19 protein-coding genes are annotated in these 23,681 nt (G+C 72.9%); 8 read left to right on the forward strand and 11 right to left on the reverse strand.

Annotation, left to right across the window (positions count from 1 at the left end; translation table 11 throughout):
- Positions 1-32: 32 nt before the first annotated feature.
- A complete protein-coding gene (locus tag ACTWPV_RS04210) occupies positions 33-2,027 on the forward strand; it encodes a SpoIIE family protein phosphatase (protein WP_347642183.1) in 1,995 nt (664 codons plus the stop codon).
- Between the two features lie 263 nt (positions 2,028-2,290).
- Here ACTWPV_RS04210 and ACTWPV_RS04215 read toward each other — a convergent pair whose 3' ends face one another.
- The gene (locus ACTWPV_RS04215; RefSeq protein ID WP_347642184.1) at positions 2,291-2,629 is read right to left on the reverse strand and encodes a hypothetical protein; all 339 of its coding nucleotides are present in this window, start codon (positions 2,627-2,629) and stop codon (positions 2,291-2,293) included.
- A gap of 39 nt (positions 2,630-2,668) precedes the next feature.
- Positions 2,669-3,646 (reverse strand): hypothetical protein, encoded by a 978-nt coding sequence (locus ACTWPV_RS04220; RefSeq protein WP_443150654.1) that lies wholly within the window; start codon positions 3,644-3,646, stop codon positions 2,669-2,671.
- Between the two features lie 377 nt (positions 3,647-4,023).
- Between ACTWPV_RS04220 and ACTWPV_RS04225 the strand changes: the two genes are divergently transcribed.
- From ACTWPV_RS04225 to ACTWPV_RS04240, 4 genes are read left to right on the forward strand one after another with little or no spacing between them, the layout of a single operon-like run.
- Entirely contained in the window at positions 4,024-4,563 is a 540-nt protein-coding gene (locus tag ACTWPV_RS04225; protein WP_443150655.1) for a hypothetical protein, read from the forward strand.
- Positions 4,560-7,046 (forward strand): Hsp70 family protein, encoded by a 2,487-nt coding sequence (locus tag ACTWPV_RS04230; protein ID WP_443150656.1) that lies wholly within the window; start codon positions 4,560-4,562, stop codon positions 7,044-7,046. The genes ACTWPV_RS04225 and ACTWPV_RS04230 overlap by 4 nt, the downstream gene beginning before the upstream one ends.
- Positions 7,047-7,048: 2 nt before the next feature.
- On the forward strand, positions 7,049-7,912 hold the full coding sequence (locus ACTWPV_RS04235) for an OmpA family protein (RefSeq protein ID WP_443150890.1): 864 nt from the start codon (positions 7,049-7,051) through the stop codon (positions 7,910-7,912).
- Positions 7,909-9,357 carry a hypothetical protein gene (locus ACTWPV_RS04240; RefSeq protein ID WP_443150657.1) on the forward strand — a complete coding sequence of 483 codons (1,449 nt, stop codon included), beginning with the start codon at positions 7,909-7,911 and terminating at the stop codon, positions 9,355-9,357. Before ACTWPV_RS04235 ends, ACTWPV_RS04240 begins: the two co-directional genes overlap by 4 nt.
- Before the next feature lie 7 nt (positions 9,358-9,364).
- Here ACTWPV_RS04240 and ACTWPV_RS04245 read toward each other — a convergent pair whose 3' ends face one another.
- The gene (locus tag ACTWPV_RS04245; protein WP_443150658.1) at positions 9,365-10,360 is read right to left on the reverse strand and encodes an endonuclease/exonuclease/phosphatase family protein; all 996 of its coding nucleotides are present in this window, start codon (positions 10,358-10,360) and stop codon (positions 9,365-9,367) included.
- 70 nt (positions 10,361-10,430) lie between these two features.
- Between ACTWPV_RS04245 and ACTWPV_RS04250 the strand changes: the two genes are divergently transcribed.
- Positions 10,431-10,952, forward strand: a complete 522-nt coding sequence (locus ACTWPV_RS04250) for an LppU/SCO3897 family protein (RefSeq protein ID WP_443150659.1) — start codon at positions 10,431-10,433, stop codon at positions 10,950-10,952.
- A 33-nt stretch (positions 10,953-10,985) separates the two neighbouring features.
- Here ACTWPV_RS04250 and ACTWPV_RS04255 read toward each other — a convergent pair whose 3' ends face one another.
- The 5 genes from ACTWPV_RS04255 to ACTWPV_RS04275 all read right to left on the reverse strand — a co-directional run bounded on the left by ACTWPV_RS04255 (position 10,986) and on the right by ACTWPV_RS04275 (position 15,570).
- Positions 10,986-12,197, reverse strand: coding sequence for a cytochrome P450 (locus tag ACTWPV_RS04255; protein ID WP_443150660.1), 1,212 nt, complete (start codon positions 12,195-12,197; stop codon positions 10,986-10,988).
- Between the two features lie 29 nt (positions 12,198-12,226).
- Positions 12,227-13,423: an NAD(P)/FAD-dependent oxidoreductase gene (locus ACTWPV_RS04260; protein ID WP_443150661.1), complete on the reverse strand. Its 1,197-nt coding sequence runs from the start codon at positions 13,421-13,423 to the stop codon at positions 12,227-12,229.
- Positions 13,420-13,614: a ferredoxin gene (locus ACTWPV_RS04265; RefSeq protein ID WP_347642193.1), complete on the reverse strand. Its 195-nt coding sequence runs from the start codon at positions 13,612-13,614 to the stop codon at positions 13,420-13,422. Before ACTWPV_RS04265 ends, ACTWPV_RS04260 begins: the two co-directional genes overlap by 4 nt.
- Before the next feature lie 82 nt (positions 13,615-13,696).
- Positions 13,697-14,347, reverse strand: a complete 651-nt coding sequence (locus ACTWPV_RS04270) for a TetR/AcrR family transcriptional regulator (protein ID WP_443150662.1) — start codon at positions 14,345-14,347, stop codon at positions 13,697-13,699.
- Positions 14,348-14,349: 2 nt separating this feature from the next.
- Positions 14,350-15,570 (reverse strand): cytochrome P450, encoded by a 1,221-nt coding sequence (locus ACTWPV_RS04275; protein WP_347642195.1) that lies wholly within the window; start codon positions 15,568-15,570, stop codon positions 14,350-14,352.
- Between the two features lie 120 nt (positions 15,571-15,690).
- Between ACTWPV_RS04275 and ACTWPV_RS04280 the strand changes: the two genes are divergently transcribed.
- Both ACTWPV_RS04280 and ACTWPV_RS04285 read left to right on the forward strand, forming a co-directional pair.
- On the forward strand, positions 15,691-17,163 hold the full coding sequence (locus ACTWPV_RS04280) for an MFS transporter (protein WP_443150663.1): 1,473 nt from the start codon (positions 15,691-15,693) through the stop codon (positions 17,161-17,163).
- 220 nt (positions 17,164-17,383) lie between these two features.
- On the forward strand, positions 17,384-20,428 hold the full coding sequence (locus ACTWPV_RS04285) for an MGH1-like glycoside hydrolase domain-containing protein (RefSeq protein WP_443150664.1): 3,045 nt from the start codon (positions 17,384-17,386) through the stop codon (positions 20,426-20,428).
- A 31-nt stretch (positions 20,429-20,459) separates the two neighbouring features.
- On the opposite strand, the gene ACTWPV_RS04290 is transcribed toward ACTWPV_RS04285, so the two are convergent.
- Genes ACTWPV_RS04290 through ACTWPV_RS04300 form a run of 3 tightly spaced genes read right to left on the reverse strand, consistent with a single transcriptional unit; the run spans position 20,460 to position 23,679 of the window.
- Positions 20,460-21,641: a phospholipase D-like domain-containing protein gene (locus ACTWPV_RS04290; RefSeq protein WP_443150665.1), complete on the reverse strand. Its 1,182-nt coding sequence runs from the start codon at positions 21,639-21,641 to the stop codon at positions 20,460-20,462.
- 3 nt (positions 21,642-21,644) lie between these two features.
- Positions 21,645-22,682 (reverse strand): ABC transporter ATP-binding protein, encoded by a 1,038-nt coding sequence (locus ACTWPV_RS04295; RefSeq protein ID WP_443150666.1) that lies wholly within the window; start codon positions 22,680-22,682, stop codon positions 21,645-21,647.
- Positions 22,669-23,679 (reverse strand): ABC transporter ATP-binding protein, encoded by a 1,011-nt coding sequence (locus tag ACTWPV_RS04300; RefSeq protein WP_443150667.1) that lies wholly within the window; start codon positions 23,677-23,679, stop codon positions 22,669-22,671. The genes ACTWPV_RS04295 and ACTWPV_RS04300 overlap by 14 nt, the downstream gene beginning before the upstream one ends.
- Positions 23,680-23,681 lie beyond the last annotated feature (2 nt).

A 23,681-nucleotide genomic window follows, 5' to 3' on the forward strand; every position in this document is an offset into this window, starting at 1 on the left:
TATCATCGCAGGTCATCGCTACAATAAGAGTGATGAATCCCTTTTCCTGGGACGAGTCAGGTGTCCCCGCGGTCGTGATGACCGACGCCGAAGGCATCGTGACCGGCTGGACCGATGCCGCGGAGAAGCTGCTCGGATACCACGCCGGCGAGGTCCTGCACCGTTCGAGCTCGATCTTCTTGGAGCCGGGCGACCGGAGCGCTCGGGGCGACGGCGGGCGCTGGTCCGGTCTCGTCATGGCCCGCCACCGCGACGACGGCCCGCTCCTCCTGCACGTCCATGGCGCCCGTCTGCACGCCGCGGCGCAGCGCGAGAGCTGGCTCCTGACGCTGGCAGCGGACGGCCCGCCGGTGACGGAGCCGATCCTCAGCCGCGCGCCCGTGGCCATCGGCGTCTGGGACGCCGGCCTGCGGTGCGTCTGGCTCAACGAGACGGCCCGACGCCTGGGCGACGTCTTTCCCCACTACCGGCTCGGCAGCCGGCCCGAGAGCACACCGGGCCTCGACGGGGAGGCCATCGCGGGAGCGATGCGGAGGGTGCTCGACGACGGGACGCCGGTGCTCGACCGCGAGTGCCGATGGGCGTCCGAGGACGAGTCCGCCGAGCAGACCCTGTCGACCTCGCTCTACCGCCTCGACGGGGCGGACGGGCGGCCGCTGGGCGTGTGCGCGCTGGCCATGGACACGAGCCGCAGCCGGGCCCGCGACCGGCTGGCCATGCTCGGAGAGGTCAGCATCAGGATCGGCAGCACGCTCGACGTCATGAAGACCGCGCAGGAGCTCGCCGAGCTGGCCGTGCCGGGCCTCGCCGACTACGTCACGGTCGACGTGTCAGAACACGTCCTGCCCGACGACGAGCCCCTGCGCCGGATGGACGCCACCGAGGTGAGCGTCCCCGTGTTCCACCGCGCGGGCGCGGCCTCGATCCACCGGGAGTTCCCCGAGTCCCTCTGGCGGCGCGGCGAGGTGGTCTTCGTCCCCCCGTCGTCCCCCTTCACCGCGGTCCTGTCCTCAGGCCGGTCCCACTTCGAGCCCGTGATGGACACCTCGCCCTGCACCTGGCTCGACGTCGACCCCGACCGGGCGGAGGTCATCCACGAGACGGGGATGCACAGCCTGATCATCGTCCCGCTCCAGGCCAGGGGGGACATCCTGGGCGTCGCCGTGTTCGTCCGCACCGAGAATCCCGCGCCGTTCACCGAGGACGACCTGAACCTCGCGGAGATGCTGGCCGCCCGCGCCGCGCTCAGCCTGGACAACGCCCGCCAGTACACCCGCGAGCGCACCGCCGCCCTGGCCCTGCAGCGCGACCTCCTGCCGCGCAACCTCTCGGGCGGGGGAGCCGTCGACCTGGCCTGGCGTTACCTGCCCTCCAACGTGATCGGCACCGTCGGAGGCGACTGGTACGACGTGATCCCGCTGGGCGACGGCCGGGTCGCCCTGGTGGTCGGCGACGTGACCGGCCACGGCATCAACGCCGCGGCGACGATGGGACGGCTGCGCACGGCCGTGCGCACCCTCGCGTACCAGGGGCTGCCGCCCGACGAGGTGCTCGCGTTCCTGGACACCATGGTGGTGCGCCTGGCGGAGGAGGACGCGGGCGCGGGCGACGCGCCCCTCGACACCACGGGAGCCACCTGCGTGTACGCGGTCTACGATCCCGTCACCCGGCGCTGCGCCATGGCCGGGGCCGGGCACCCGCCGCCCGCGATCGTGCACCCGTCCGGGGAGGTGCGCTTCGCCCGCCTGCCCAGCGGCACACCGGTCGGCCTGGGGCTCGGCTCCTACGAACGCGTCGAGGTCGAAATCGCCGAGGGCAGCCTGATCGCCCTCTACACCGATGGCCTGGTCGAGCGGCGCGGGGCCGACATCGACGCGGGCCTGCAGCGCCTCGGAACCGCCCTGGCCGCACCCACCCTCCCGCTGGACGACCTGTGCGCCCGGGTGATCGGCACGATGGTGGACGACACGCCCTCCGAGGACGACATCGCGCTCCTCATCGCCCGCACGCGCACCGCGCCCTCCTGACCTCGGCGCGTCCGGCGTCCGCCCAGGCGGTCACCTCGTGTCCGAGACCCGGGATCCGGCCGGGCGCGCGTTCGCGGCGGACGTCGCGGTGCTGAGACGGCGCGGTGGTGACGTCGAACTCGACGCTGCGCTTCCGCGAGCGGGACGAGGCCGGGGCGCGGCTGGTCGAGCACGGGTAGACGGTGAAGGAGGTTCGCGGGGCTCCGGACCGGCCCGGGAGGGAGTGCGTGTTCTTCGCGCAGCGACCCGAGGAACGAGCCGGGTCACGGGTCGTCCTCGTCCGCCGCCGGCGTCTCGTCGGCCATGACCCTGGCCGCTATCACGTAGTCGACGCGGACCGCGCGGTAGGTCTCTCCCTCGGAGACGTGTTCGGGCAGGCCGGTACGGCGGCTGCCGGACCCGGACTCGTGGGCCGGTTCACCAGAGAACGTGACCGCCACCGAAGGCGCCTCCTCGAACGCCACGCTGTCGGCGCGGACCGTCGCGGAGAAGACGATGTCCGCATCCGCGACAAGCCGCGCACCCGGTCGCCTGTCGGGCCGCCTGTCGGGACGCCTTTCGTGCGGTTCGCCGGCTCGCCTGTCGCGGCGCTCGTCACCCATGTCCGTCCCGCCTCCTCCGGTCGCGCTGCCGTCCTGTCCTCACTTGCGGCCGCGGCTCTGAGCCAGGTTGCGTAGCCGGCGTACGCCTGCGCGCCGCGCGGCTCTCCCCAGCTCGCGCAGGGCAGGGCCGAGCGTGGTCGGTGCCGGTTTCCGCGGCTCTCCGTCCTGTGGTCCCCCGTCCTGTGGTTCCCGGAGCCCCGGCTCTTCGTCATGCGGCGTGCGTGGCTTCTCGTCCTCGCCGGGCAGCCCGTCCGCGCCCTGGGGCTTCGCGGCTTCCGCGTTCGCCGGGGCGGTGCCCGCCGCGTCCTCGGCGGCCTGCTGAGCGGTGGCCGGGACTTCTCGCGCCGCGCCACCGGCAGCGCCCGCCACCTGCTCCGCCGCGCCACCGGCGGTGCCCGCCACCTGCTCCGCCGTGCCCCGCAGCGTGGAGCCCGTGCTCTCGCCGACGTCGCCGACGGTTCGCCCGGCGCCTGCTCCCACATCGCCGGCCGCCTGCGCGGCGCCCGAGCCCACCTCTCCCACGGCCTGCGCGGCGCCCGCGCCCACATCGCCGACCGCGCGGCCCGCGCCTGCTCCGACGTCTCCCACGGCCTGTCCGGCGCCTGCTCCGACGTCTCCCACGGCCTGTCCCGCGCCTGCTCCGACGTCGCTCACAGCACGTCCCGCGCCCGTGCCGACGTCGTGCACCGCCCGGCCGGCGCCGGAGCCGACGTCGCGGACGGCGGCACCGACCCCCCGGGTGATGTTCTCGATCAGCTGGGGATTGTCGTCGATCGTCTCCAGGACGTCCCTGATGATGAGGGCGACGTTGTCGAGCCGGACCTTGAGCAGCGCCTGCGCCTCGACCCCCAGAATCTCGAGGTTCACCCGGCCCAGGGCGACGTCCGCCCCTACGTGCAGATGCAGCAGGTCGAGGACGTCCGCGTCCAGCGACACGCGTGCCCGCAGATCATCGACCTCGAGCTTGATCTCGTCGACCTTGACGATCGGCACGTCGAGGTAGACGTCCGGGTCCACGGCACCGCCTGACGAGTTCGCCTCAGACGGCGCCGGGCGGCTTGCAGCCGGCTCCGGCAGGTTTTCGGACATGTCTTCCCCTCGGGTGGCTTGTCGCAGCCCCTGGCTCACTGCCCGGTGCACCGCAAAAGGGACATATGTATGTATAAAACCGGGTAAAGCATGCCCGCCTGGGGGTTCTGGTTCTCTCCGATGACTGAGGACATAGGGCGAACGCCCAAGCCGTTCTGGCCGAATCCTCCGCACGCGTGTTGCCGGCGGTCCGCCACCTGACGCGCCTGAACTTTCCTTCATAGCACGGTGGCCCTGGGACCGGTCCCAGGGCCACCGCACTATCTTGCTTTGCCAACTTGCACAAACAGAAAAGGGGGGCTGACGTGGCCCTGCTGAGCTCCATCAGAGCCCACATGCGGCAACTGCAGCATCCTCGGGAGTTCAGGATCCACGCCGCCGTGTGGCCGGCGGACGCCCTTGCGGCGTTCGAACGGCTGGCAGCCGACGAGCTCGTGAGAACGGCTCATGAGCCCATGCCGGCGGAACCCGCGCGGAGCGGCTCCGAGCGGATCCAGCACGACACCCTTTCCGGCTCATCCGTCGCCGATGTGGTGACGTGCATCTGGCGGCTCGACCGGCGGGTACGACGGGTGCCCGGGGTGACCCGATCCGCGACCCGCCATCTGGAAATGGCGTGGGACTCGCTCGTCCAGGCCGGCGTCAAGATCCAGGACCATCTGAACGACCCCTTCGACCCGGGACTTTCGATCAAGGTGCTGTCCTACCAGCCCGCGCCGGAGCTCGACCGCGACCGCGTGGTCGAGACGATCCGGCCCAGCATTTACCTGAACGACCAGATGATCCAGCGAGGAGAGGTGATCGTGGGCACCCCCGACCCCGTCGCGAAGGAAGCCGCTCAGTGACCAGGACCACGATCGACTACGGCATCGACCTCGGCACCACGAACAGCTCGATCGCCGTGCTGAACGGCGTCGACGTCGAGGTGATCAAGAACAATGACGACCAGTCCGAGAGCACTCCCTCCGCGATCTGGATCGACCGCAGGGACCGGCTCTACGTGGGTGACCGGGCCAAGAAGAAGAACGAGATCGACCCCGCGAACACCTGCATCGAGTTCAAGAGCAAGATGGGCATGACCGGCCAGGCCAAGGTCTTCCCCAACGGCGACCGGTCGATGACCCCCGAGCAGTTGTCGGCCGAGGTGCTGAAGTCGCTGAAGGGCGACGTCGCGCAGCGGTACGGCGAGGACCTGCGGGCGGCGGTCATCACGGTTCCCGCGGCGTTCGAGCTCAGCGCCTGCGAGGCGACCGAGCAGGCCGCCCGGCTCGCCGGACTGGCGCACGCCCCCCTGCTGCAGGAACCGACCGCCGCCGCACTCGCCTACGGGTTCCAGTCGACCGCGGACAACGCCTTCTGGCTGGTGTACGACCTCGGCGGCGGCACGTTCGACGCGGCCGTGGTCAACATCAGGGACGGCGAGTTCACCGTCGTCAACCATCGGGGCGACAACACCCTCGGCGGCAAGCTGATCGACTGGAAGATCGTCGAGGATCTGCTCATCCCCGCGCTGGCCCGGCAGCACCGGTTCGCCGACCTCCGCAGGGGAAACCCGCGGTCGCTCGCCGTCATCGCCCAGCTCAAGCAGGCCGCGGAGCAGGCCAAGATCAGGCTTTCGCGGGCGGAGTTCGCGGACATCACCATCGAGCTCAAGGACGACCGCGGCGAGCTGGTCGAGTTCGAGTACGACCTGCGGCGGGCGGACGTGGAGCGGCTCACCGAGCCGTTCGTCGTGCGGTCGGTGAACTTGTGCAGGAAGGCGCTGGAGGAGCGCGGGCTCGGCGCGGCCGACATCGAGAAGGTGCTGCTGGTGGGCGGGCCCACCCTGTCGCCCTACCTGAGGGAGCGGCTCGCCGACCCCAGGGACGGGCTCGGGATCCCGCTCGACCACAGCAGGGACCCGATCACGGCCGTCGCCACGGGCGCCGCCGTCTTCGCGGGGACGCAGCGTCTGGACAGCATGGAGCCGCTGCGCGTGCCGGCCGCCGGCGAGTACGCCGTCGACCTGGCCTACGAGCCGATGGGGCCGGAGACCGAGCCGCTCATCGGCGGCCGGGTGTCGGGGGCGGGCACCGAGGGGTTCGCGATCCGGCTGGTCAACCCCGAGGCGCAGCCGCCCTGGTCGAGCGGGAAGATCGTGCTGGACTCCGACGGGACGTTCACCACCACGCTCTGGGCCGAGCGCGGGCGTGCCAACACGTTCCACATCGAGCTCACCGACGCCGCGGGGACGCGCCGGAAGCTCTCTCCTGACCGGCTCACCTACCGCGTCGGTACCGTCGACTCCCAGCCGGTGCTGACCAACTCCATCGGCGTCGGGCTGGAGAACAACGAGTTCAGCGAGCTGGTCAAGCGGGGCACCCCGCTGCCGGCGCGGCGCAGCCACCGGCTGTGGACCACCGTCGCGCTCAGCAGGAGCGAGAACCAGGGCTTCATCAGGATCCCCATCCTGGAGGGTGAGCACCCGCGGGCCGACCGCAACCGGGGGATCGGCCGGCTGCAGATCGATCCGGGCCAGGTCACCCGCGACGTGCCGGCGGGCAGCGAGGTGGAGTTCTCCGTGGTGATCGACCAGTCGAGGCTGGTCGTCGCCCGGGCCTACATCCCCCTGCTCGACGAGGAGTTCGAGCACGTCGCCGACCTCCGTACGGAGACGGCCCCCACGTACGACGAGCTGGCGGGCAGGATCCGCGCGGAGAAGCACCGCCTGAGCGAGGCCCGCACCCAGGCCGCCGACCTCGGAGACGCGCGGGCCCAGGCGCTGCTCGCCACGATCGACGCGGAGGCGACGGTCGCGGACGTCGAGGCGCTGGCCGACGCGGCACGCGCCGATCCGGACGCGGCGACGGCCTGCGGCAAGCGGCTGCGCGACCTCCAGGCCGCCGTCGACGGGGTGGAGGAGGTGATGGAGTGGCCGAAGCTGGTCGCGGAGGCGAAGGAGGCGATGGCGGGCGTCAGGGAGATCGTGCTGGCCAGGGGCGACTCGAACGACGAGCGGACGCTGTCCTCCCTCGAGTCCGCGACGCGGGAGGCCATCACGGCGCACGACACCGCCCTGCTGGGCAGGCGCATGCGGGACCTTTGGGAGCTCGCGGGGGACGTACTGGACCGCACGAACGAGCTGCCGGTGATCCGCTTCGACCATCTCCGGAGCCTGCAGCCGGAGATGCGTGACAGGGGCGAGGCCGCGCAGCTCATCGCCACCGGCAGGAAGGCGGTCGAGCAGGGCGACGTCAGGACGGTACGCGACGTCAACCGCCAGCTGGAGCAAATGTTGCCGGAGCCCCCGCCGCTCGACCTCAGCAGCACGGTCGTGAACGGCTCGTGACCATGCCGCCGTCGATCACCCGCGAGCTGACTCTCGCGCAGGCCAGGGCCCTGGCCAGGGACGGACGGTACGCCGAGGCCGTGGACCTGCTGGAGGACCTCCCGGGGGACACCAGCGTGGCGGTGCTGGACCTGCTGGCCCGCGTGCACGCCCAGCAGGGCGACCTGGACCGCGCCGACCAGTGCTGGGCGGAGGCGGAAAAGATCGCGCCCGGCGCCACCGAGATCGCGGCGGGGCGGCGCCGGATCGCGGCCATGCGCCCGGTCGGCCGGCGGCGCGGGACCGGCCGGGCGCTGCTGGCCGGCTGCACGGTGCTGGTCACGGCCGCCGCGCTGGCCCTGCTCGTCGACATCCGGATGGAGACGGCCAGGCTGGGGGCGGCGCAGCCGCCTGCCGCGCCCGTCGTCGTCACGCAGACGGTCCCGGCCTCGCCCTCCCCGCCGGCCGAACGTGACGTCCTGGCCGGCGTGCGACTCCAGGTTCCGGGCGTGCGGGTGAGCCGGTCCCGGCAGGAGATCTCCGTCGCCTTCGAGGACGCCCTGTTCAGCGAGGGCGCCACCCTGACCCGCAGGGGGAGGGCCGTGCTCGGCGATCTGGGAGCGCGCCTGCGCCCGTACGCGGGTGAGATCGAGGTCGCCGTCATCGGCCACACCGACAGGAACGCGATCCTGCCGGGCGGCGAGTACGCCAGCAACACCGACCTCGGCCTGGCCAGAGCCGTCTACGTGCGTGAGGTGCTGCGCGCCGCGTCGCGCATCCCCACCACCAGGTTCGCGGTGTCGTCCATGGGCGGGCTCATGCCGCCGTTCCGGGACGACGCCCGCAACCGCACGGTGACCCTGCGCATCTCCGGAGCCACCCGATGACGCTTGCCGACCTCAAGCCGGACCTCTACCGGCAGAACGCCTTCCGGATCACCGGGCTGCCCGTGCGCGCGACGGCGCGCGAGGTCCGGCGGCACACCGACCGGCTGCTTGTCATGGAACGCCTCGGCAAAGCGGGCACGACCCAGGGGATGCTGCCGCCGGAGCGGCCGTTCGACGACGACGCCACGCAGCGGGCGGTGCAGCGCCTCAGAGATCCGGTGGTCCGGCTGGTGGACGAGCTCTTCTGGTTGTGGCCCGTGGACGGTGACGACGCCGCCATGGCCGCGCTGCTGCGGGGCGAACCGGACGAGGCGCTCCACATGTGGGAGCACGCCGAGCGAGGGCCTGCCGGGGCCGTCGCCACGCACAACCTCGCGGTGTTCTCCCTGGTCAAGGCGCTCGAATCGGACGAGCTGGACGACGATCGCCTGCGGTCGTGGCGGCGGGCGTACGCGTGCTGGGCCAAGGTGATCGCCGACGACACCTTCTGGGACCTGGTGCGGGCCCGGGCGGAGGAGATCGACGATCCGCGGCTGACCGCGCGCACGGTCCGGCGGATGCGCGACGACCTGCCCGCGGCGCTGCTGTCGATCAGCGCCCAGCTCGCGGCCAGGGCCGTCAGAGAAGGGCGGCTACGGGACGCGCGCAGGCACGCCGGAGTCATGAGGGGGTTGGGGCAGGCGTCCCAGCTGGTCGACGACGCCCTACGGGCCGCGCTGGAGCCGGAGGCGTCCAGGATGAAGGCGCTCTGCGAGGACGCGTACCAGCAGCTCAAGCCGGATCCCGGCCGCGGCGACGAGATCGCCGAGCGGCTCCTCGACGAGGCCAAGCCCTTGCTCAGGGTGCTCACCGAGGTGCTGCCCGACGACCACTGGGCGGTGCGGGACGCCGGCGACGATCTCGCCCATGCGGCACTCGCCTGCGTGGTGGCCTTCGTCAACGCGACGAAGGAGAACCGGCGTGCACTGGACCTGCTCGATCACGCGCTGGCCCTGGCGGTCACGGACCCCGTCCGCGACCGGGTCCAGGAGAACATCGACATCATCAGCGGCAACCTCTCCCTGCACGCCTGCTTCTTCTGCGGCCGGGACGCGGACCTGTCGGCCGCCCTGGAGCACAAGATGTACGGGGATGTCAACCACCTGCAGTGGAAAACCACGTGGCGGACGGCCACGATCCCCGTGCCGCGCTGTGCTCGCTGCAAGAGCCGGGCCGCTCGGCGGCGGATCGTGATACCCCTGCTCATACTGCTGGTTGTCGCCACGGTCATGGCATTGATCGCGAGTGTCGCCGTCGTGTTCGGGCTCATTTTGATCGCGCTCGACGCCCTCCTCGTGATCCTTGTGGTGGCCTTGGCCCCTGGCCGCTCCGTCGCTGAGTTTCCCCCGATAACAGATCTGCTGCTCAAGGGCTGGAAATACGGCGCCCGCCCGCGGGGGACCTGACGGCCGGCTACGGTCGCAGCCGCAGGTCCGCGAAGAGCGCCCGGTGGTCGGAGCCCGGCAGGTCGTGCACCTGGACGGCGACCGCGCCGGCCCGGCCGTCGGTCAGCACGTGGTCGATGGCCACCAGCGGGGGCAGCCCCCGGCCCTGCGGCCAGGTGGGCACCAGGCCCTGCCCGGTGGCCGCGGCCGCGTCGGTGTAGCCGGTGGCCAGCAACCGGCGGAAGACGGCGTGGTCGAGGGTCGCGTTGAAGTCGCCGGCCAGGATGCGCGGCGGCCCGGAGGCAGGTGCGGGAGGCAGCGCGGCGACCCCGGCGTGCCACTCCGGCACCGTCGAGGGCACGGGCGCGACCGGGTGCACGACCACGACCTCCACGGCCGAGCCGCCGGGCAGCGTCACCTCCACCACCGGCATGTGGTGCCCGACCGGCTGGAACAGGCCGGTCCGCTCCCGCAGCGGGTGGCGCGCGTACACGCCGCTGCCCTCGGGGCCGCGGAACATCGGCCGGCTCACCTGGTACGGCAGCAGCGCCGGCAGCCCGGCGGCGGCCAGCCGCGCACCGGCCGACCAGGTCACCTCCTGGAGGCTCAGCACGTCGACGTTCAGCCGGCGCACCAGGTCGACGAGCACGGCGGCGTCCCCGCGGCCGCCGTTGAGGTTGGCGGTGAGCACGCGCAGCGGCCGCCCCTCGGCGGAGCCGGGGCCGCCCAGCGTCCGCGGCGCCACGCACCAGATGAGGCACGTGCACACGGCCAGCATGAGCGCGATGGCGGCCCTGCTGCGCACGGCGACCGCGACCGCCAGCATCGCCAGTGCCGCGACCGTGAAATAGGGCGTGAAAGAGACCATCGGCACCAGGAAGGCGCCCGTCTCCAGCCCTCCGGCCCGTACGGCCGTTCCCAGCGCGAACAGCACGGCCACCGCGATGGCCGGCCGCGCTCCCCGCACCCGGCGGCGACGGGGCGGCGCTTCCGGCGCCGCCTCCGCGTCCTGTTGAACCAGCACAGTCGCACGGTAAACGGTCATTCTTAACCGAAGATGAGGATCCGGTCCGGTCTGCTGCCAAGATGGGACGGTGGTGAAGGGCAAGATCGTGTTACTGGCGATGATCGGCGCGTCGGTCCTTACCGGATGCGCCGCGGAGAACGACCCGTCGCGGGCGCGGCAGGGCGACTGCCTGGAGGCGCTCGGGGAGGGAAGGAAGACCACCGATTTCCGGATCGTCGGCTGTGCCGCGCCGGAGGCGGCGTACCGGGTGGCCATGCGGCTCAAGCGCGGCGAGCGGTCGTGCGGGAGCACCACCTACGGCTACGCGAGCAGCGGATACGTCAGGGGCGGCGGCTGGCATCTGTGCCTGACGCTCAACGCCGAGGTGGGCGAATGCTTCCATCAGGAGGTCGGCTTCCCCACCGGCAAGGCGACCAAGGTGGCGTGCGGGCCGTCGGCGACGTACAAGATCGTCAAGCGGGTCGACGGGACCGCCGACAAGGAGCTGTGCGGCGAGGACGCCGCCTACCCCGTGCGCAACGACCTGGCCCGCCCGATCTACCTGGTCTACCCGGATCCGCCGCTCACGATCTGCACCGACCGCGCGTGACCGTGCCCGCCGGGCGGCGGGCACGGACGAGTTTCACCAGGTCACGGGAAGTTCGTGGACCCCGTAGACGGACCCGTCGTGCTTGAACGGGATCCGCTCCAGATCCGCCGCCAGCCGCAGGGTCGGGATGCGCCGGTAGAGGGTGCCGTACACGACCTGCAGCTCCATCCGGGCCAGCGACTGGCCCAGGCACTGGTGCACGCCGAAGCCGAAGGCCACGTGGTGGCGGGCCTCGCGGCGCAGGTCGAGCCGGTCGGGGTCGGGGAAGGCGGCCGGGTCGCGGTTGCCGATGTCGTTGGCCAGGATCAGGCCCTCGCCGGCGCGGATGACCTGGCCGGCGATCTCGATGTCCTCCAGCGCGACCCGGCGGCGCCCGTTGTGCGTGATGTGCAGGTAGCGCAGCAGCTCCTCCACGGCCCCCGCGATCAGCTGGGGATCGTCGGCGCTGCGCAGCAGGTCGAGCTGGTCGGGGTGCTCCAGCAGGGCGAGCGTGCCGAGCGCGATCATGTTGGCGGTGGTCTCGTGCCCGGCGATCAGCAGCAGCACCCCCATCTGGCCCGCCTCCTGCCGCGACAGCTCCCCGGCCTTGACCCGCTCGGCCAGCCGGGACAGCAGGTCGTCGCCGGGCGCGGCGAGCTTGTCGCCCACGAGGCCGTCCAGGTACGCGGCCAGCCGCCCGACGGCGGCGGCGCGCTGCTCTGGGGTGGCGTCCCGCCTGATGACGACCTTGCTGTTGTCCTGGAAGAACCCGTGGTCGTCGTACGGCACCCCGAGCAGCCGGCAGATCACCAGCGAGGGCACCGGCAGCGCGAACGCCTCGACCAGGTCCACCGGCTTCGGACCGGCCAGCAGCTCGTCGATCAGGTCGTCCACGATCTTCTGCACGTCAGGCCGCATGGCCTCGACCCGCCGGACCGTGAACGGCGCGGTCACCATGCGCCGCAGCCGGGCGTGCGCGGGGTCGTCCATCAGGATGAAGCCGATGGACGAGCCGCCGCTGATCCTGGCCGGGCTCGGATAGCCGGGACGGGTGACGTCGGCGCTGACCCTCCGGTCGCCCAGCAGCGCCCGCTGCTCGGCATAGCGCGTCACCAGCCACGGCGTGCTGCCGTCCCAGAGCCGGACCCGCGTGAGCGGGCCCTCCTCCTGCCGGGAGCGCAGCTCCGGCGGCGGGTCGAACGGGCACCCGGCCGCCCGGTCCATCGGGAACCCAGGAATCCCTTTCTCGTCGGAAATGGCCGTCATCGTGTGATGTGTCCTTCCACAGTGGTCGGTCACCGGGCCGCGGTGAGCCCCGCGAACGCGTCGATCTCCTTGCGGCGCAGGCGGGCCTGCTTGGGCATGTTCCAGCCGAGCACGCCGGTGACCCTGCCGCCCTCCCGGTGGAGCGCCACGAACCGGCGCTCCGCCGGGTCCCCCTCCACGACGGTCGCCTCGCCGGACGGCGTCCCGTGCACCTGGATCCTGGCGTCGAACTGGTCGGTCCAGAAGTACGGCACCGGGCGGTAGGCACGATCCTCGCCGAGGATGCCGGCCGCGACGATCCCGGCCTGCTCGGTGGCGTTGGTCCGGTTCTCCAGCCGCAACGACGTGCCGAGCCCGTCGTGGTGCCAGCGGGCGACGTCGCCGGCCGCGTAGACGCCTTCGGCCGCCCGGCAGCGCGGATCGCACACCACGCCGTCCTCCAGGCGCAGGCCGCTGCCCGCGAGCCAGCCGGTCGCCGGGTCGGCGCCGATCGCCACCACGACCACGTCGGCCGCCAGCACCTCGCCGGTGTCCAGGCACACGCCCGTCACCCGACCCCTCCGCCGGCCCTGCCCGTTCTCGCCGGCGAGCCCGGCGACCCCCGTGCCGGGCCGCAGGCGGACCCCGCGTTCGGTGTGCAGGCCGGCGAGCAGCGCCGCGGCGGCCGAGCCGAGCTGACCGGCCAGCGGCGCGGGCTGCGGCCCGACCAGCGTGACCTCCGCCCCCAGCCCCCGTGCGGTGGCGGCGATCTCGGCGCCCAGCACCCCGTCCCCGGCCACCACGAGCCGGACGGAGGGACGCAGTTCCGCCCGCAGCGCCAGCGCGTCGTCGAGGGTGCGCACCACATGGACCCCGGCCAGCCCGTCCTGCCCGGGGAACGCCCGGGGCCGCAGCCCCGTGGCGATGACGACGGCGCCCGCCCGCAGGACCCGCCCGGAGGCGGTGCGGACCGTGCGCGCGGCGACGTCCAGGCCGGTGGCCGGGTCGCCGAGGACGAACTCCGCCTCCAGCGCCTCCAGCGCGGCCTCCGTCCGCAACCGGGCGCGCCCGGGTTCCCAGGCGCCGGACAGGACCTGCTTCGACAGCGGCGGCCGGTCGTAGGGCGGGTGCGGCTCGGCTCCGATGACGGTCAGCTCGCCCCGGTAGCCCTTGCGCCGCAGTGCCTCCACGGTGGCGAGCCCGGCGGCGCCGGCCCCGACCACCAGGACGCCGGAGGGTACGCTCACTCGCTCAGCTCGATCGCCGCCGCCGGGCAGACGTCGGCCGCCTCGCGCACGGTGGCGTGCAGCCGCTCGGGTGGTGCCGCGTCGAGCAGGACCACGACCCCGTCGTCCTCCCGCTGGTCGAACACCTCCTGCGCGAGCAGCACGCACTGGCCGGCGCCGCAGCACTTGTCCTCATCGACGGTGATTCTCATGATGGGTTCCCCTTCGTTCGTGCATCGGTCGGGACAGGACTGGTCGACGGGGCCAATCGACGGGGCCAATCGACAGGGCAGGTCAGGGAGCGCGCGTGACGGGCGCCTGCCACATTCCGACGATCGCGTCGATCAGTCCGGTCGCGGCGTCCTGCCAGCTGGCCCGGGGTGTCGGGACTCCTTCGGCCAGGGCGCGCTCGCGCTCGGCGCACATGTGCACCATCAGCTGGCGGGCCATGTCGTTGCGCTCGGCGCGCACGTCCGCGGGCAGCGCGGGCAGGCACCGGTCGAGCCCGTCGATGATCTGCTGCAGGGAGGGGGAGGTGAGCGACTCCTCGACCATGATCTCGCGGAGCGTGGGATCGGTCATCACCTGGGCGCCGAACCGGGCGAACCAGGTCGGGCTGCCCAGGGAGGCCAGATGCTCGGCGATCGGGCGTACGAGGCAGGCCACCCAGTCGCGCACCTCGGCGGAGTCGCCGACCTCGGCCACCATCCGCCCGCGGATGCGCTCGGTGTGCTCGGCGTGCTTGCGGGCGATCGCCCGCACCAGGTCCGCCTTCGTGCCGAAGTGGTAGCCGACGGCGGCGTTGTTGCCCTGGCCGGCGGCCTCGCTGACCTGGCGGTTGGACACGGCGAACACCCCGTGCTCGGCGAACAGCCGCTCCGCCGCCACCAGGATCTGCTCCCGGGTCGCGCTGGCCCGTCCGGCCCTCGGGGTTCTGGCGGCCACGGTCACCACCGCACCGGGACCTCGCGCAACCCGCCGACGGCCAGCCCTTCGACGCGGTGCAGGTCTTCCGCGGGGACGGCGAGCTCCAGCGAGGGCAGCTTGCGCAGCAGCACCTCGAGCACGGTCTGCAGCTCGGTGCGGGCCAGCGACTGCCCGAGGCATGAGTGCGCGCCGGAGCCGAACGCCAGGTGCGGGTTGGGGACGCGGTCCAGCCTCATCTCCCCGGCGCGCTCGAAGGCGTTCTCGTCGCGGTTGGCGGCGGCCATGCTGCACACCACGGTGGTGCCCCGGGGGATGACGGCGCCGGCGACCTCGACCTCCTCGCCGATGTAGCGCGGCATGCCGAAGCCCGGGTTGGCGTCGAACCGCAGCGACTCCTCCACCGCGGAGCGCACCAGCGAAGGATCGGCGAGCAGCCGCTCCCAGCGCCGCCGGTCGGCGAGCAGCATGGCCACCATCTTGCCGATCATGTTGGCCGTCGTCTCGTGCCCGGCGACCAGGAGCCCCATGCCGGTGGCGACCAACGCTGTGTCGGGCATCGTCTCGCCGGCGGCGTCGGCGCCCTTGATGAGCTCGCTGAGCAGGTCGTCGCCCGGCCGCGCGCGCCTGGCGGCGACGTGCTCGCCCATGTACGCCACGAACTCGGTCTGCGCCGCGTCGATCTCCGCCTGCGTGTAGCGGGTCAGGTTGAGCAGCGTGTCGGACCAGTACGCGAACTTGTCGCGGTCGGAGTCGGGGACCCCGAGCAGGTCGCAGATCACCCACACCGGCAGTGGGAAGCCCAGGCTCGCCTTGAGGTCGGCCGGATGGCCCTGGGCCACCATGTCGTCGATGAGCCGTTCGGCCATCTCCTCGATGCCGGGCTTCAGCGCGGCCATGCGCTTGGCCGTGAACCACTTGCCGACCATGCGCCGCCACCGCTGGTGCCCTTCGCCGCCCTGCGGGATGGTCGTGGCCATCGAGCTGTTGAACACGCCGCCCGACTCGTTGGCCGCGATGCGGGCCGCGTCGTCGGCGTTGAGCTGCCGGGTGAAGCGCGGGTCCGACAGCACCAGCTTGACGTCGTCGTACCTGGTCAGCAGGGAGGCCTGGTCGCCGCTGGGGAGCGTCACCCGCGCGACGGGGCAGCGCTCGCGCAGCCGCGCCCACTCGGCGGGCGGCTCGAGCGCGGCCTCGCTGGGAATGGGGTAGTTCAACGCCTGTTCCACGTCGTCGTGGCCCATCACGACCTCCTCTGGACTGACCGCGGATTTCGCCGCCAGTTAACCGGGCCGGTTAGCTTAAGTCAAGCGACTGATTTAAGATGGCGCGCCGTCCTGTTTCGCCACCCACGGAGGCACCACATGCCCCACGTCCCTGCCGAGCCCGCCGCACCGCCACGCCGGCCCACCGTCGTCGTGGCGGTGCTGGCCTTCGCCGGGATCGTGGTCGCGCTCATGCAGACGTTGATCATCCCGTTGATCCCGCAGCTGTCCGCGCTCCTGGGTGCCACCGCGTCCGACGCCACCTGGGTGATCACCGCGACCCTGCTCGCGGGCGCGGTCGCGACGCCGGTGGTGGGGCGGCTCGGAGACATGTACGGCAAACGCCGCATGCTCCTCGTCAGCCTCGCCCTGCTGGTGGCCGGCTCGGCCATCGGCGGCCTCAGCGACACGCTGGCCCCCATGGTCGTGGGACGCGCCCTGCAGGGCCTGGCGGCCGGCGTCATCGCGCTGGGCATCAGCATCATGCGCGACGAGCTGCCACCCGAGCGGCTCGGCTCCGCGACCGCGCTGATGAGCGCCTCGCTGGGCGTCGGCGGCGCGCTCGGCCTGCCCGCGGCCGCCCTGCTCGCGGAGAGCACCGACTGGCACGTGCTGTTCTGGACGTCGGCCGGCTTCGGCGTGCTCGCCGCCGTGCTCGTGGTGAAGCTCGTGCCCGAGTCCAGTGTGCGCAGCGGAGGGCGATTCGACCTGGTCGGCGCCGCCGGCCTGTCCGCCGGGCTGATCTGCCTGCTGCTGGCCATCTCCAAGGGCGCCGACTGGGGATGGGCGGGCGGCCTGACGATCGGCCTGTTCGCCGCGTCGGCCGTGGTGTTCGCGGCCTGGGGATGGTGGGAGCTGCGAACCAGGCAGCCGCTGGTCGACCTGCGCGCCACCGCGCGCCGCCAGGTGCTGCTCACCAACCTCGCCTCCGCCGTGTTCGGCTTCGCGATGTTCGCCATGTCCCTGGTGCTCCCGCAGGTGCTGCAGCTGCCGGTCGCCACCGGCTACGGCCTGGGGCAGACGATGCTGGCCGTGGGCCTGGTGCTCGCGCCGTCCGGCCTGGTGATGATGGCCATGGCGCCGGTGTCGGCGCGCGTGTCCCGAGCCAGGGGCCCCAAGGTGACGCTGATGCTCGGCGCCGCCGTGGTCGCCGCCGGCTACGGCCTGAGCGTCGTGCTGATGTCCGCCATCTGGCACCTCGTGCTCGTCTCCGCCGTGATCGGCGCGGGCATCGGCATCGCGTACGGCGCCATGCCCGCGCTCATCATGGCCGCCGTCCCCGTCTCGGAGACGGCGGCCGCCAACAGCCTCAACACGCTGATGCGCTCCATCGGCACGTCCGTCTCCAGCGCGGTGGCGGGCGTGGTGCTGGCCCAGCTGACGGTCACCTTCGGCGCGCTCACCGCGCCGTCCGAGAACGGCTTCCGCCTGGTCATGGCGATCGGCAGCGGCGCGGCACTGGTCGCGCTCGCGATCGCGGCGTTCCTCCCCGGCCACCGCCGCTCCGGCGCCTTCCCGGCCACCTCCCGCGTGCCCACGGGGGCCCCGGCGGAGGCGCCGGGGAGCGGCTGACGCCGGGGAGCCCGCCCGCACGGATCGGCGCCTGCTCCACCGCGCCGAGCGCCACCACGGCGACGACAGCGGTTTCCCGGACGGGCGAATCTTGCGTATCGCCGGCGAGTGGTCAATAGTTGAGCAATATCGGTCAGGTTCGGTCGATCAGATGACCGGAACTGAGCGGGCCCGGGTGCCGCCCGGTCGCCGTCACCCCCCGAGAACGCCCGAGGTGACCATGAGACGCACGGCCGCCGCGCTGGCGATGCTCGCGGTGCTCGCCGCGCCGCACGCCCTGATCCCCGCCCCGGCGGCCGCCGCCCCCGAGCCCTCGCCGACGTATCCCGAGGTCGGCAGGGGCACGGACTTCCTCGACCACCGCGCGCTGCTGGCCGGCCTCGCCGAACCCAAGTGGTACGAAGCCAACATCCCCTTCCTGGACGTGCCCGACCAGGAGATCCAGGACGTCTACTACTACCGCTGGAGCACCTTCAAGCGGCACATCCGCTACACCGACTCCGCGACCGGCCACATCATCACCGAGTTCCACAACGCCCCCGGCTACGCCGCGCCGCTGGGCGGCATCGTCGCCGCCGCGGGCCACCACGTGTACGAGGGCCGCTGGCTGCGCGACCCCCGCCCGATCGACGACTACCTCACCTACTGGTTGCGGGGCCCCGGCGCAGGGCCCAAGCCGAAGGAGGACTTCGTCAACGAGGACACCGACGACTGGGCCCACCAGTACGCGTGGTGGGCGGCCGACGCCGCCTACCAGCGCTACCTCGTGACCGGCGACGCGTCCTTCGTCGAGAACCTGCTGCCCGACCTGGTCCGCCAGTACGACAAGTGGGGCGGCCAGTACGACGAGCGGCTCGGCCTCTACTGGTCGGTGCCGGTGTGGGACGCGATGGAGTACACCGCCTCCTCCTACGAGACCGACCCCGAGGACCCCTATCACGGCGGCGCGGGCTACCGGCCGACGCTGAACGCCTACCAGTACGGCGACGCCAGGGCCATCGCGGCGATCGCCGGGATGCGCGGCGACAGGTCGCTGGCCGAGACGTTCGAGCGGCGGGCCGACGCGCTGCGCGACGCCCTGCACCGCCACCTGTGGGACCCGGAGCGGCGGTTCTTCTACCACAAGGCCCGCGCCGACCTGGACCCCGAGCAGAAGCTGGTGACCACCAGGGAGCAGATCGGGTTCGTGCCGTGGGCGTTCGGCATGGCCAGGCCCGGCACCGAGCGGGCGTGGGCGCAACTGCTCGACCCGCAGGGGTTCGCCGCGCCGTACGGGCCGGCCACGGCCGAGCGGCGCAGCCCGCTGTTCATGAAGGACGCGCTGAGCGGCTGCTGCCGCTGGAACGGGCCGAGCTGGCCGTACTCGACGTCGACCACGCTGACCGGGCTGGCCAACCTGCTCAACGGGCGCGAGCAGGACGTGGTGACCGCCGCCGACTACTACCGCCTGCTGCGCGGGTACGCGCTCACCCAGTACAAGGACGGCCGCCCGTACGTCGCGGAGGCGCACCACCCCGACGAGCCGCGCTGGATCTACGACGGCAAGGGCCACAGCGAGCACTACAACCACTCCACCTTCAACGACCTGGTGATCAGCGGCCTGATCGGGCTGCGCCCGCAGGCGGGCGGCAAGGTCGTGGTCAACCCGCTGGCCCCCGCGGGGTGGACGCACTTCGCGCTGGAGAACGTGCCCTACCACGGGCACAACGTGACGGTCCTGTGGGACCACGACGGCACGAGGTACGGCCAGGGCAAGGGCCTGCGCCTCTACGTGGACGGCAGGCTCGCCGCCACCCGGCCAGGGCTCGGCGAGCTGGCCGCCCGCGTGCCGGGCCCGGCTCCCGACCGCGCCGAGCGCCCGAGCAACGACGCCGCGAACCCGCACGGCACCGGCCACCCCAAGCCGTTCGCCTCCTACACGGGCGCCATCGACAACGTGTGGGACGCCGTGGACGGGCGGATCTTCTACGACGACATCCCGCACAGCCGGTGGACGAACCACCGCTCGCCGAACCCCGAGGACCATCTCGGCGTCGACTTCGGCGTGCCGACCCGGGTGAGCGACGTGCGGTTCCACAGCTACGACGACGGCGGCGAGGTGCGGGCGCCGGCGTCGTACCGGCTGGAGTTCCTTGACGGCGGGGCGTGGCGCGAGGTGCCCGGCCAGGCGCGCACGCCGGAGCGGCCCGCAGGCGCGGCGCTGAACCGGGTCACGTTCCCCGAGCTGACCACGACCGCGATCCGGCTGGTGTTCGTGCCGCAGCCCGGCGCGTACGTCGGCGTCACCGAGCTGCAGGCGTGGTCGCCCGCCGCCGGCGACACCAGCCTCGACGCGACCGTCACCGGGCAGGGCACGCCCGCCGCCGTGACCACGACGTTCGCCAACCACGGCCGCAGGCCGGCCACGAAGGTGAAGGTCGAGCTGGCCGTGCCGCCCGGCTGGTCCGCCGAGCCGCGCGGCAGGACGGAGACTCCCGTGGTGCGGCCGGGCGGCGAGTTCGCGGTGCGCTGGCGGGTGTCGCCGCCGGACGGCGAGGGGCCGCGCCCCGACGTCCACCCCGTGCGGGCCTTCGCGACCTACGACCGGCAGGTGCGGGCGGTGAGCGCGTACGCGCACGTGGAGCGGGAGCTCGACCCGGCTGCGTACGCGAAGGTCGAGGTGGAGGACACGTTCGCCACCGACACCTCCGCGGGCTACACCGTGCACCGGCCGGAAGGCGGCGAGGCCGAGCCGGAGATCACGGTCGGCGGGGGCAGGTTCGCGGGCAGCGGCGCGCGGCCGTTCTTCGGCGTGGTCGCGGGACCGGCGGGGCCGTCGTCGGCCGACGCGATCAGCGTGGTGACGGCCGGCTCCTTCGCCGGCACCGGCAGCGCCGAGGACAGCGTGTTCGTCGGCTGGGTGAAGGACCAGGACAACTACGTGACCGCCTGGTACAACCACACCCGCAAGCAGTCGGGCATCAACGTGCGGGTCGGCGGCCGGTTCCTCGACACGCCCGGTGACGCCGCGCTGACCCTGGAGCCCGGCGACCGGTTGGCGCTGGTGCTGTCCGACGACACCATCACCTCCTTCGCCCGGACGGCGGGAACGGCCGGCGGGTCCACGACGGGCGGCGCACCCGGCGAGTGGCGGCGGCTGCGCACCGCCTCGATCGGCGGCACCCTCGCCACGCCGCAGGCCCGCGAGGGCTTCCGCCACGGCTTCGGCCTGCGCGGCACGTCCGGCACGATCGCGATCGCGGGCCTGGAGGGCCGCAGCGGCTAGACGGGCCGCCCGTCCCGCCACGGGCGTCCTGCTACGGCTGGGTCGCCGGCGCGGCCACCTCGCGCATGCGCTCGAAGTTCGCCACGTACTGCTCGTAGACCTTCCGGTTGTTCAGCCGCAGCAGCACCTCGTCGTTGCGGCGCAGCGAGGTCTCGTTGTAGTTGTGGCTGCCGGTGAACACCCGGCGGGCGTGGCGGTCGCCGTCGTACGAGCCCTCGACGAGCAGGTATTTCGAGTGCACGCGGCCGGGCAGCGCGGCCCCGTCGCCGAGGGCGCGCACCTCGACGCGCGGCTCGGCCAGCAGGAGCTCCTTGACCTCGTCGTCCATGATCCCGTAGACGATCCGCACCGTGCAGCCCTGGGCCGCCAGGTCACGCAGCCGCCGCGGGATCGCCACGCGGTAGGCGTCCCACTCCGACATGCCGACCCTGATCGTCGTCCCGCCCCGGCAGGACACCTTGCCGAGCTCGTCGACGACGGGGTCGCCGCTCGCCTTGGGGAAGAAGCCGGCCCGTACGGAGCCGCCGGGCCCGCCGGTCTGGACGACCCGGTAGTAGTCGAGGTTCTTGCGCTCCGCGGCGAGGTCGGAGAAGTAGCCGGCGTAGGCGTCGTACAGGCGCCGGTTGCCGGGCAGGACGACCGCGTTGTTCCAGTACGTGGTGGAGTTGAGGTCGGTCAGGTTGGCCGACGACTGCACCACCACCTCGGAGGCGTGGCCGGTGCGCGAGAACAGGTAGAACTTGTTGTGCTGGCCCTTGTTGCCGATGCAGGCGGCGGTGCCGCCGGAGGGCGGGCCGGTGCACACGTGCAGCCAGGAGCGCGCCGAGGTGTCCGTGCCCAGCGCCGCCGCCAGCTTCTCCGCGACGGCCGCGCCGCGCCTGTCGCCGTCCAGGACGACCTGCACGTCCACGTCGCGCTGGTGCGCCTTGACGAGCTCGTCGGCGAACTCGGTGCCCGCGGCGCCCGACATGACGAAGTGGGCGACCTGGATGCGGGCGCCCGTGGGCGTCTGCTTGACGAGGCCGCAGAGCTTCTGGACGAGCGCCGTCCCGTCCCCGCTCATCGGGTCGTTGAAGACGGCCGCCGTCGTCACCGGCGTGGCGGGCGCGTCCGCGCAGGTGCTCGCGGAGGCGGCGGCCGGGCCCGCGCCCGCGAGCACGGTGGTGGCCATCAGGGCGCCTGTGGCGAGCGCGGGCAGGAACGTGCCTGGCATGGATCACTCCTTTGTGGGACGGCCGCTCTCGGGCGCCGTCGTTGCGGGGGGCGGAAGCGCTCCGGGGAAGTGGCAGGCGACCGGGTGACCCGTGTCCCGTTCGACCAGCGCCGGTTCCTCGTCGCGGCATCGATCCTGGGCCTGCCAGCAGCGCGTACGGAAACGGCAGCCTGTCGGCGGGCGCAACGGTGAGGGAACATCTCCGGTCAGGACGATCTCGTCGCGCCCGCCGCCGGGCCGCCAGTCGTCCAGGCTGGGCGCCGCCGACAGCAGGGCCTGCGTGTACGGGTGGGCCGGGTTCCGGTAGATGTCCTCCTTGGAACCGGTCTCGACGATCTTGCCCAGGTACATCACCGCCACCCGGTCGCACAGGTGCCGGACGACGCCCAGGTCGTGCGAGATGAACAGGTACGACACGCCCAGGTCGCGCTGCAGCTCCTGCAGCAGGTTGAGGATCTGCGCCCGCACCGAGACGTCGAGCGCGGACACGGCCTCGTCGCAGACGATCAACCGGGGCCGCACGGCCAGCGCCCTGGCGATGCTGATGCGCTGGCGCTGCCCGCCCGAGAACTGGTGAGGGTAGCGGCCGGCGTGCTCGGGGCGCAGGCCGACGCGCTCCAGCAGGGCGCGCACCTCCTCGTCCCACCGCTCGCGCGGCACCAGCCCGGGGTGGATGCGCCACGCCTCCTTGATGAGGGCGGCGACGGTCATGCGCGGGTTCAGCGAGGCGTACGGGTCCTGGAAGACGAGCTGGATGTCGCGGCGCAGCCTGCGCAGCTCCCTGGCGGGCAGGGTGCCGAGGTCGCGGCCGTCGAACAGGACCCTGCCGCCGGACGGGCGCACCAGGCCGACGATGGTCCGCGCGATCGTGGACTTGCCGCACCCGGACTCGCCGACCAGCCCGACGGTCTCGCCCGCGCCGACGGTCAGGCTCACGCCGGCCACGGCCCGCACCTCGCCCCCGCGCCGGCCGATCCCCGGCCGCAGGCGGTAGCTCGTCACCAGGTCGGACAGCTCCAGCAGGGGTTCAGCCCCGGCCATGCGCGATCACCTCCTCCGCGAAGTGGCAGGCACTGGTACGCCGAGCGCGGAGCTCGCGCGGGGCGGGGTCGTCGGTGCGGCAGACGTCCCTGGCGAACGGGCAGCGCGGGTGGAAGGCGCAGCCGGCGGGCCGCGCGGCCAGGTCGGGCGGCCGGCCGTCGATCGCCTCCAGCGGGGCGCCGAGGTCGCGGGGGTCGGGCACCGCCCGCATCAGGCCCAGCGTGTACGGGTGGGCGGGCCGCTCGTACACCTCGGCCACGGTGCCGGTCTCGACGATGCGGCCCGCGTACATGACGGCCACCCGGTCGGCCGCCCGCGCGACCACGCCGAGGTCGTGGCTGATGAGGACCATGCCGAGCCGCTCGGCCCGCTGCCGCTGCCGCAGCAGCCGCAGGATCTGCGCCTGGACGGTCACGTCCAGCGCGGTGGTGGGCTCGTCGGCGATGAGCAGCCGCGGGTCGAGCGCCAGCGCCATCGCGATCATCACCCGCTGCCGCATGCCGCCGGAGAAGCGGTGCGGATGGTCGTCGAGCCGCCGCTCGGCATCGGGGATGCCCACCTGCGCCATCAGCTCCGCCGCCCGGCGGCGGGCCTCCGCCCGGCCGGTGCCGCGGTGCCTGCGGAACATCTCCGCGATCTGGTAGCCCACCGTCAGCGACGGGTTCAGCGCGCTCAGCGGGTCCTGGAAGATCATGGAGATGCGCTCGCCCCGCAGCGCCTGCCACTCGCGGCCGGACAGCCCGGCGACGTCGCGGCCCTCGATCGAGACGCGCCCTCCCGCGATGCGCGCCGACTGCGGCACCAGCCCCATCAGGGCCTGCGCGGTCACGCTCTTGCCGCTGCCGGACTCGCCGACGATCGCGAGCGTCTCGCACTCGCCGACCTCGAAGGACACCCCGCGCACGGCCCGCAGCGGCCCCGCCGGCGTGTCGAACTCCACGGCCAGGTTCTCGACCTCCAGCAGCGGGGCTGCGGATCCGTTCGCCCTTTCACTCATCG

It is taken from the genome of Nonomuraea sp. KM88 (assembly GCF_052245635.1).
Taxonomy (GTDB): domain Bacteria; phylum Actinomycetota; class Actinomycetes; order Streptosporangiales; family Streptosporangiaceae; genus Nonomuraea.

What these genes read in the sequence shown, in the direction of transcription:
- ACTWPV_RS04295 (WP_443150666.1), bottom strand. Translation starts at nt 22,682, where the DNA reads ATGGCCGGGGCTGAACCCCTGCTGGAGCTGTCCGACCTGGTGACGAGC.
- ACTWPV_RS04300 (WP_443150667.1), bottom strand. Translation starts at nt 23,679, where the DNA reads ATGAGTGAAAGGGCGAACGGATCCGCAGCCCCGCTGCTGGAGGTCGAG.
- ACTWPV_RS04280 (WP_443150663.1), top strand. Translation starts at nt 15,691, where the DNA reads ATGCCCCACGTCCCTGCCGAGCCCGCCGCACCGCCACGCCGGCCCACC.
- ACTWPV_RS04235 (WP_443150890.1), top strand. Translation starts at nt 7,049, where the DNA reads ATGCCGCCGTCGATCACCCGCGAGCTGACTCTCGCGCAGGCCAGGGCC.
- ACTWPV_RS04255 (WP_443150660.1), bottom strand. Translation starts at nt 12,197, where the DNA reads ATGACGGCCATTTCCGACGAGAAAGGGATTCCTGGGTTCCCGATGGAC.
- ACTWPV_RS04215 (WP_347642184.1), bottom strand. Translation starts at nt 2,629, where the DNA reads ATGGGTGACGAGCGCCGCGACAGGCGAGCCGGCGAACCGCACGAAAGG.
- ACTWPV_RS04240 (WP_443150657.1), top strand. Translation starts at nt 7,909, where the DNA reads ATGACGCTTGCCGACCTCAAGCCGGACCTCTACCGGCAGAACGCCTTC.
- ACTWPV_RS04210 (WP_347642183.1), top strand. Translation starts at nt 33, where the DNA reads ATGAATCCCTTTTCCTGGGACGAGTCAGGTGTCCCCGCGGTCGTGATG.
- ACTWPV_RS04275 (WP_347642195.1), bottom strand. Translation starts at nt 15,570, where the DNA reads ATGGGCCACGACGACGTGGAACAGGCGTTGAACTACCCCATTCCCAGC.
- ACTWPV_RS04290 (WP_443150665.1), bottom strand. Translation starts at nt 21,641, where the DNA reads ATGCCAGGCACGTTCCTGCCCGCGCTCGCCACAGGCGCCCTGATGGCC.
- ACTWPV_RS04285 (WP_443150664.1), top strand. Translation starts at nt 17,384, where the DNA reads ATGAGACGCACGGCCGCCGCGCTGGCGATGCTCGCGGTGCTCGCCGCG.
- ACTWPV_RS04265 (WP_347642193.1), bottom strand. Translation starts at nt 13,614, where the DNA reads ATGAGAATCACCGTCGATGAGGACAAGTGCTGCGGCGCCGGCCAGTGC.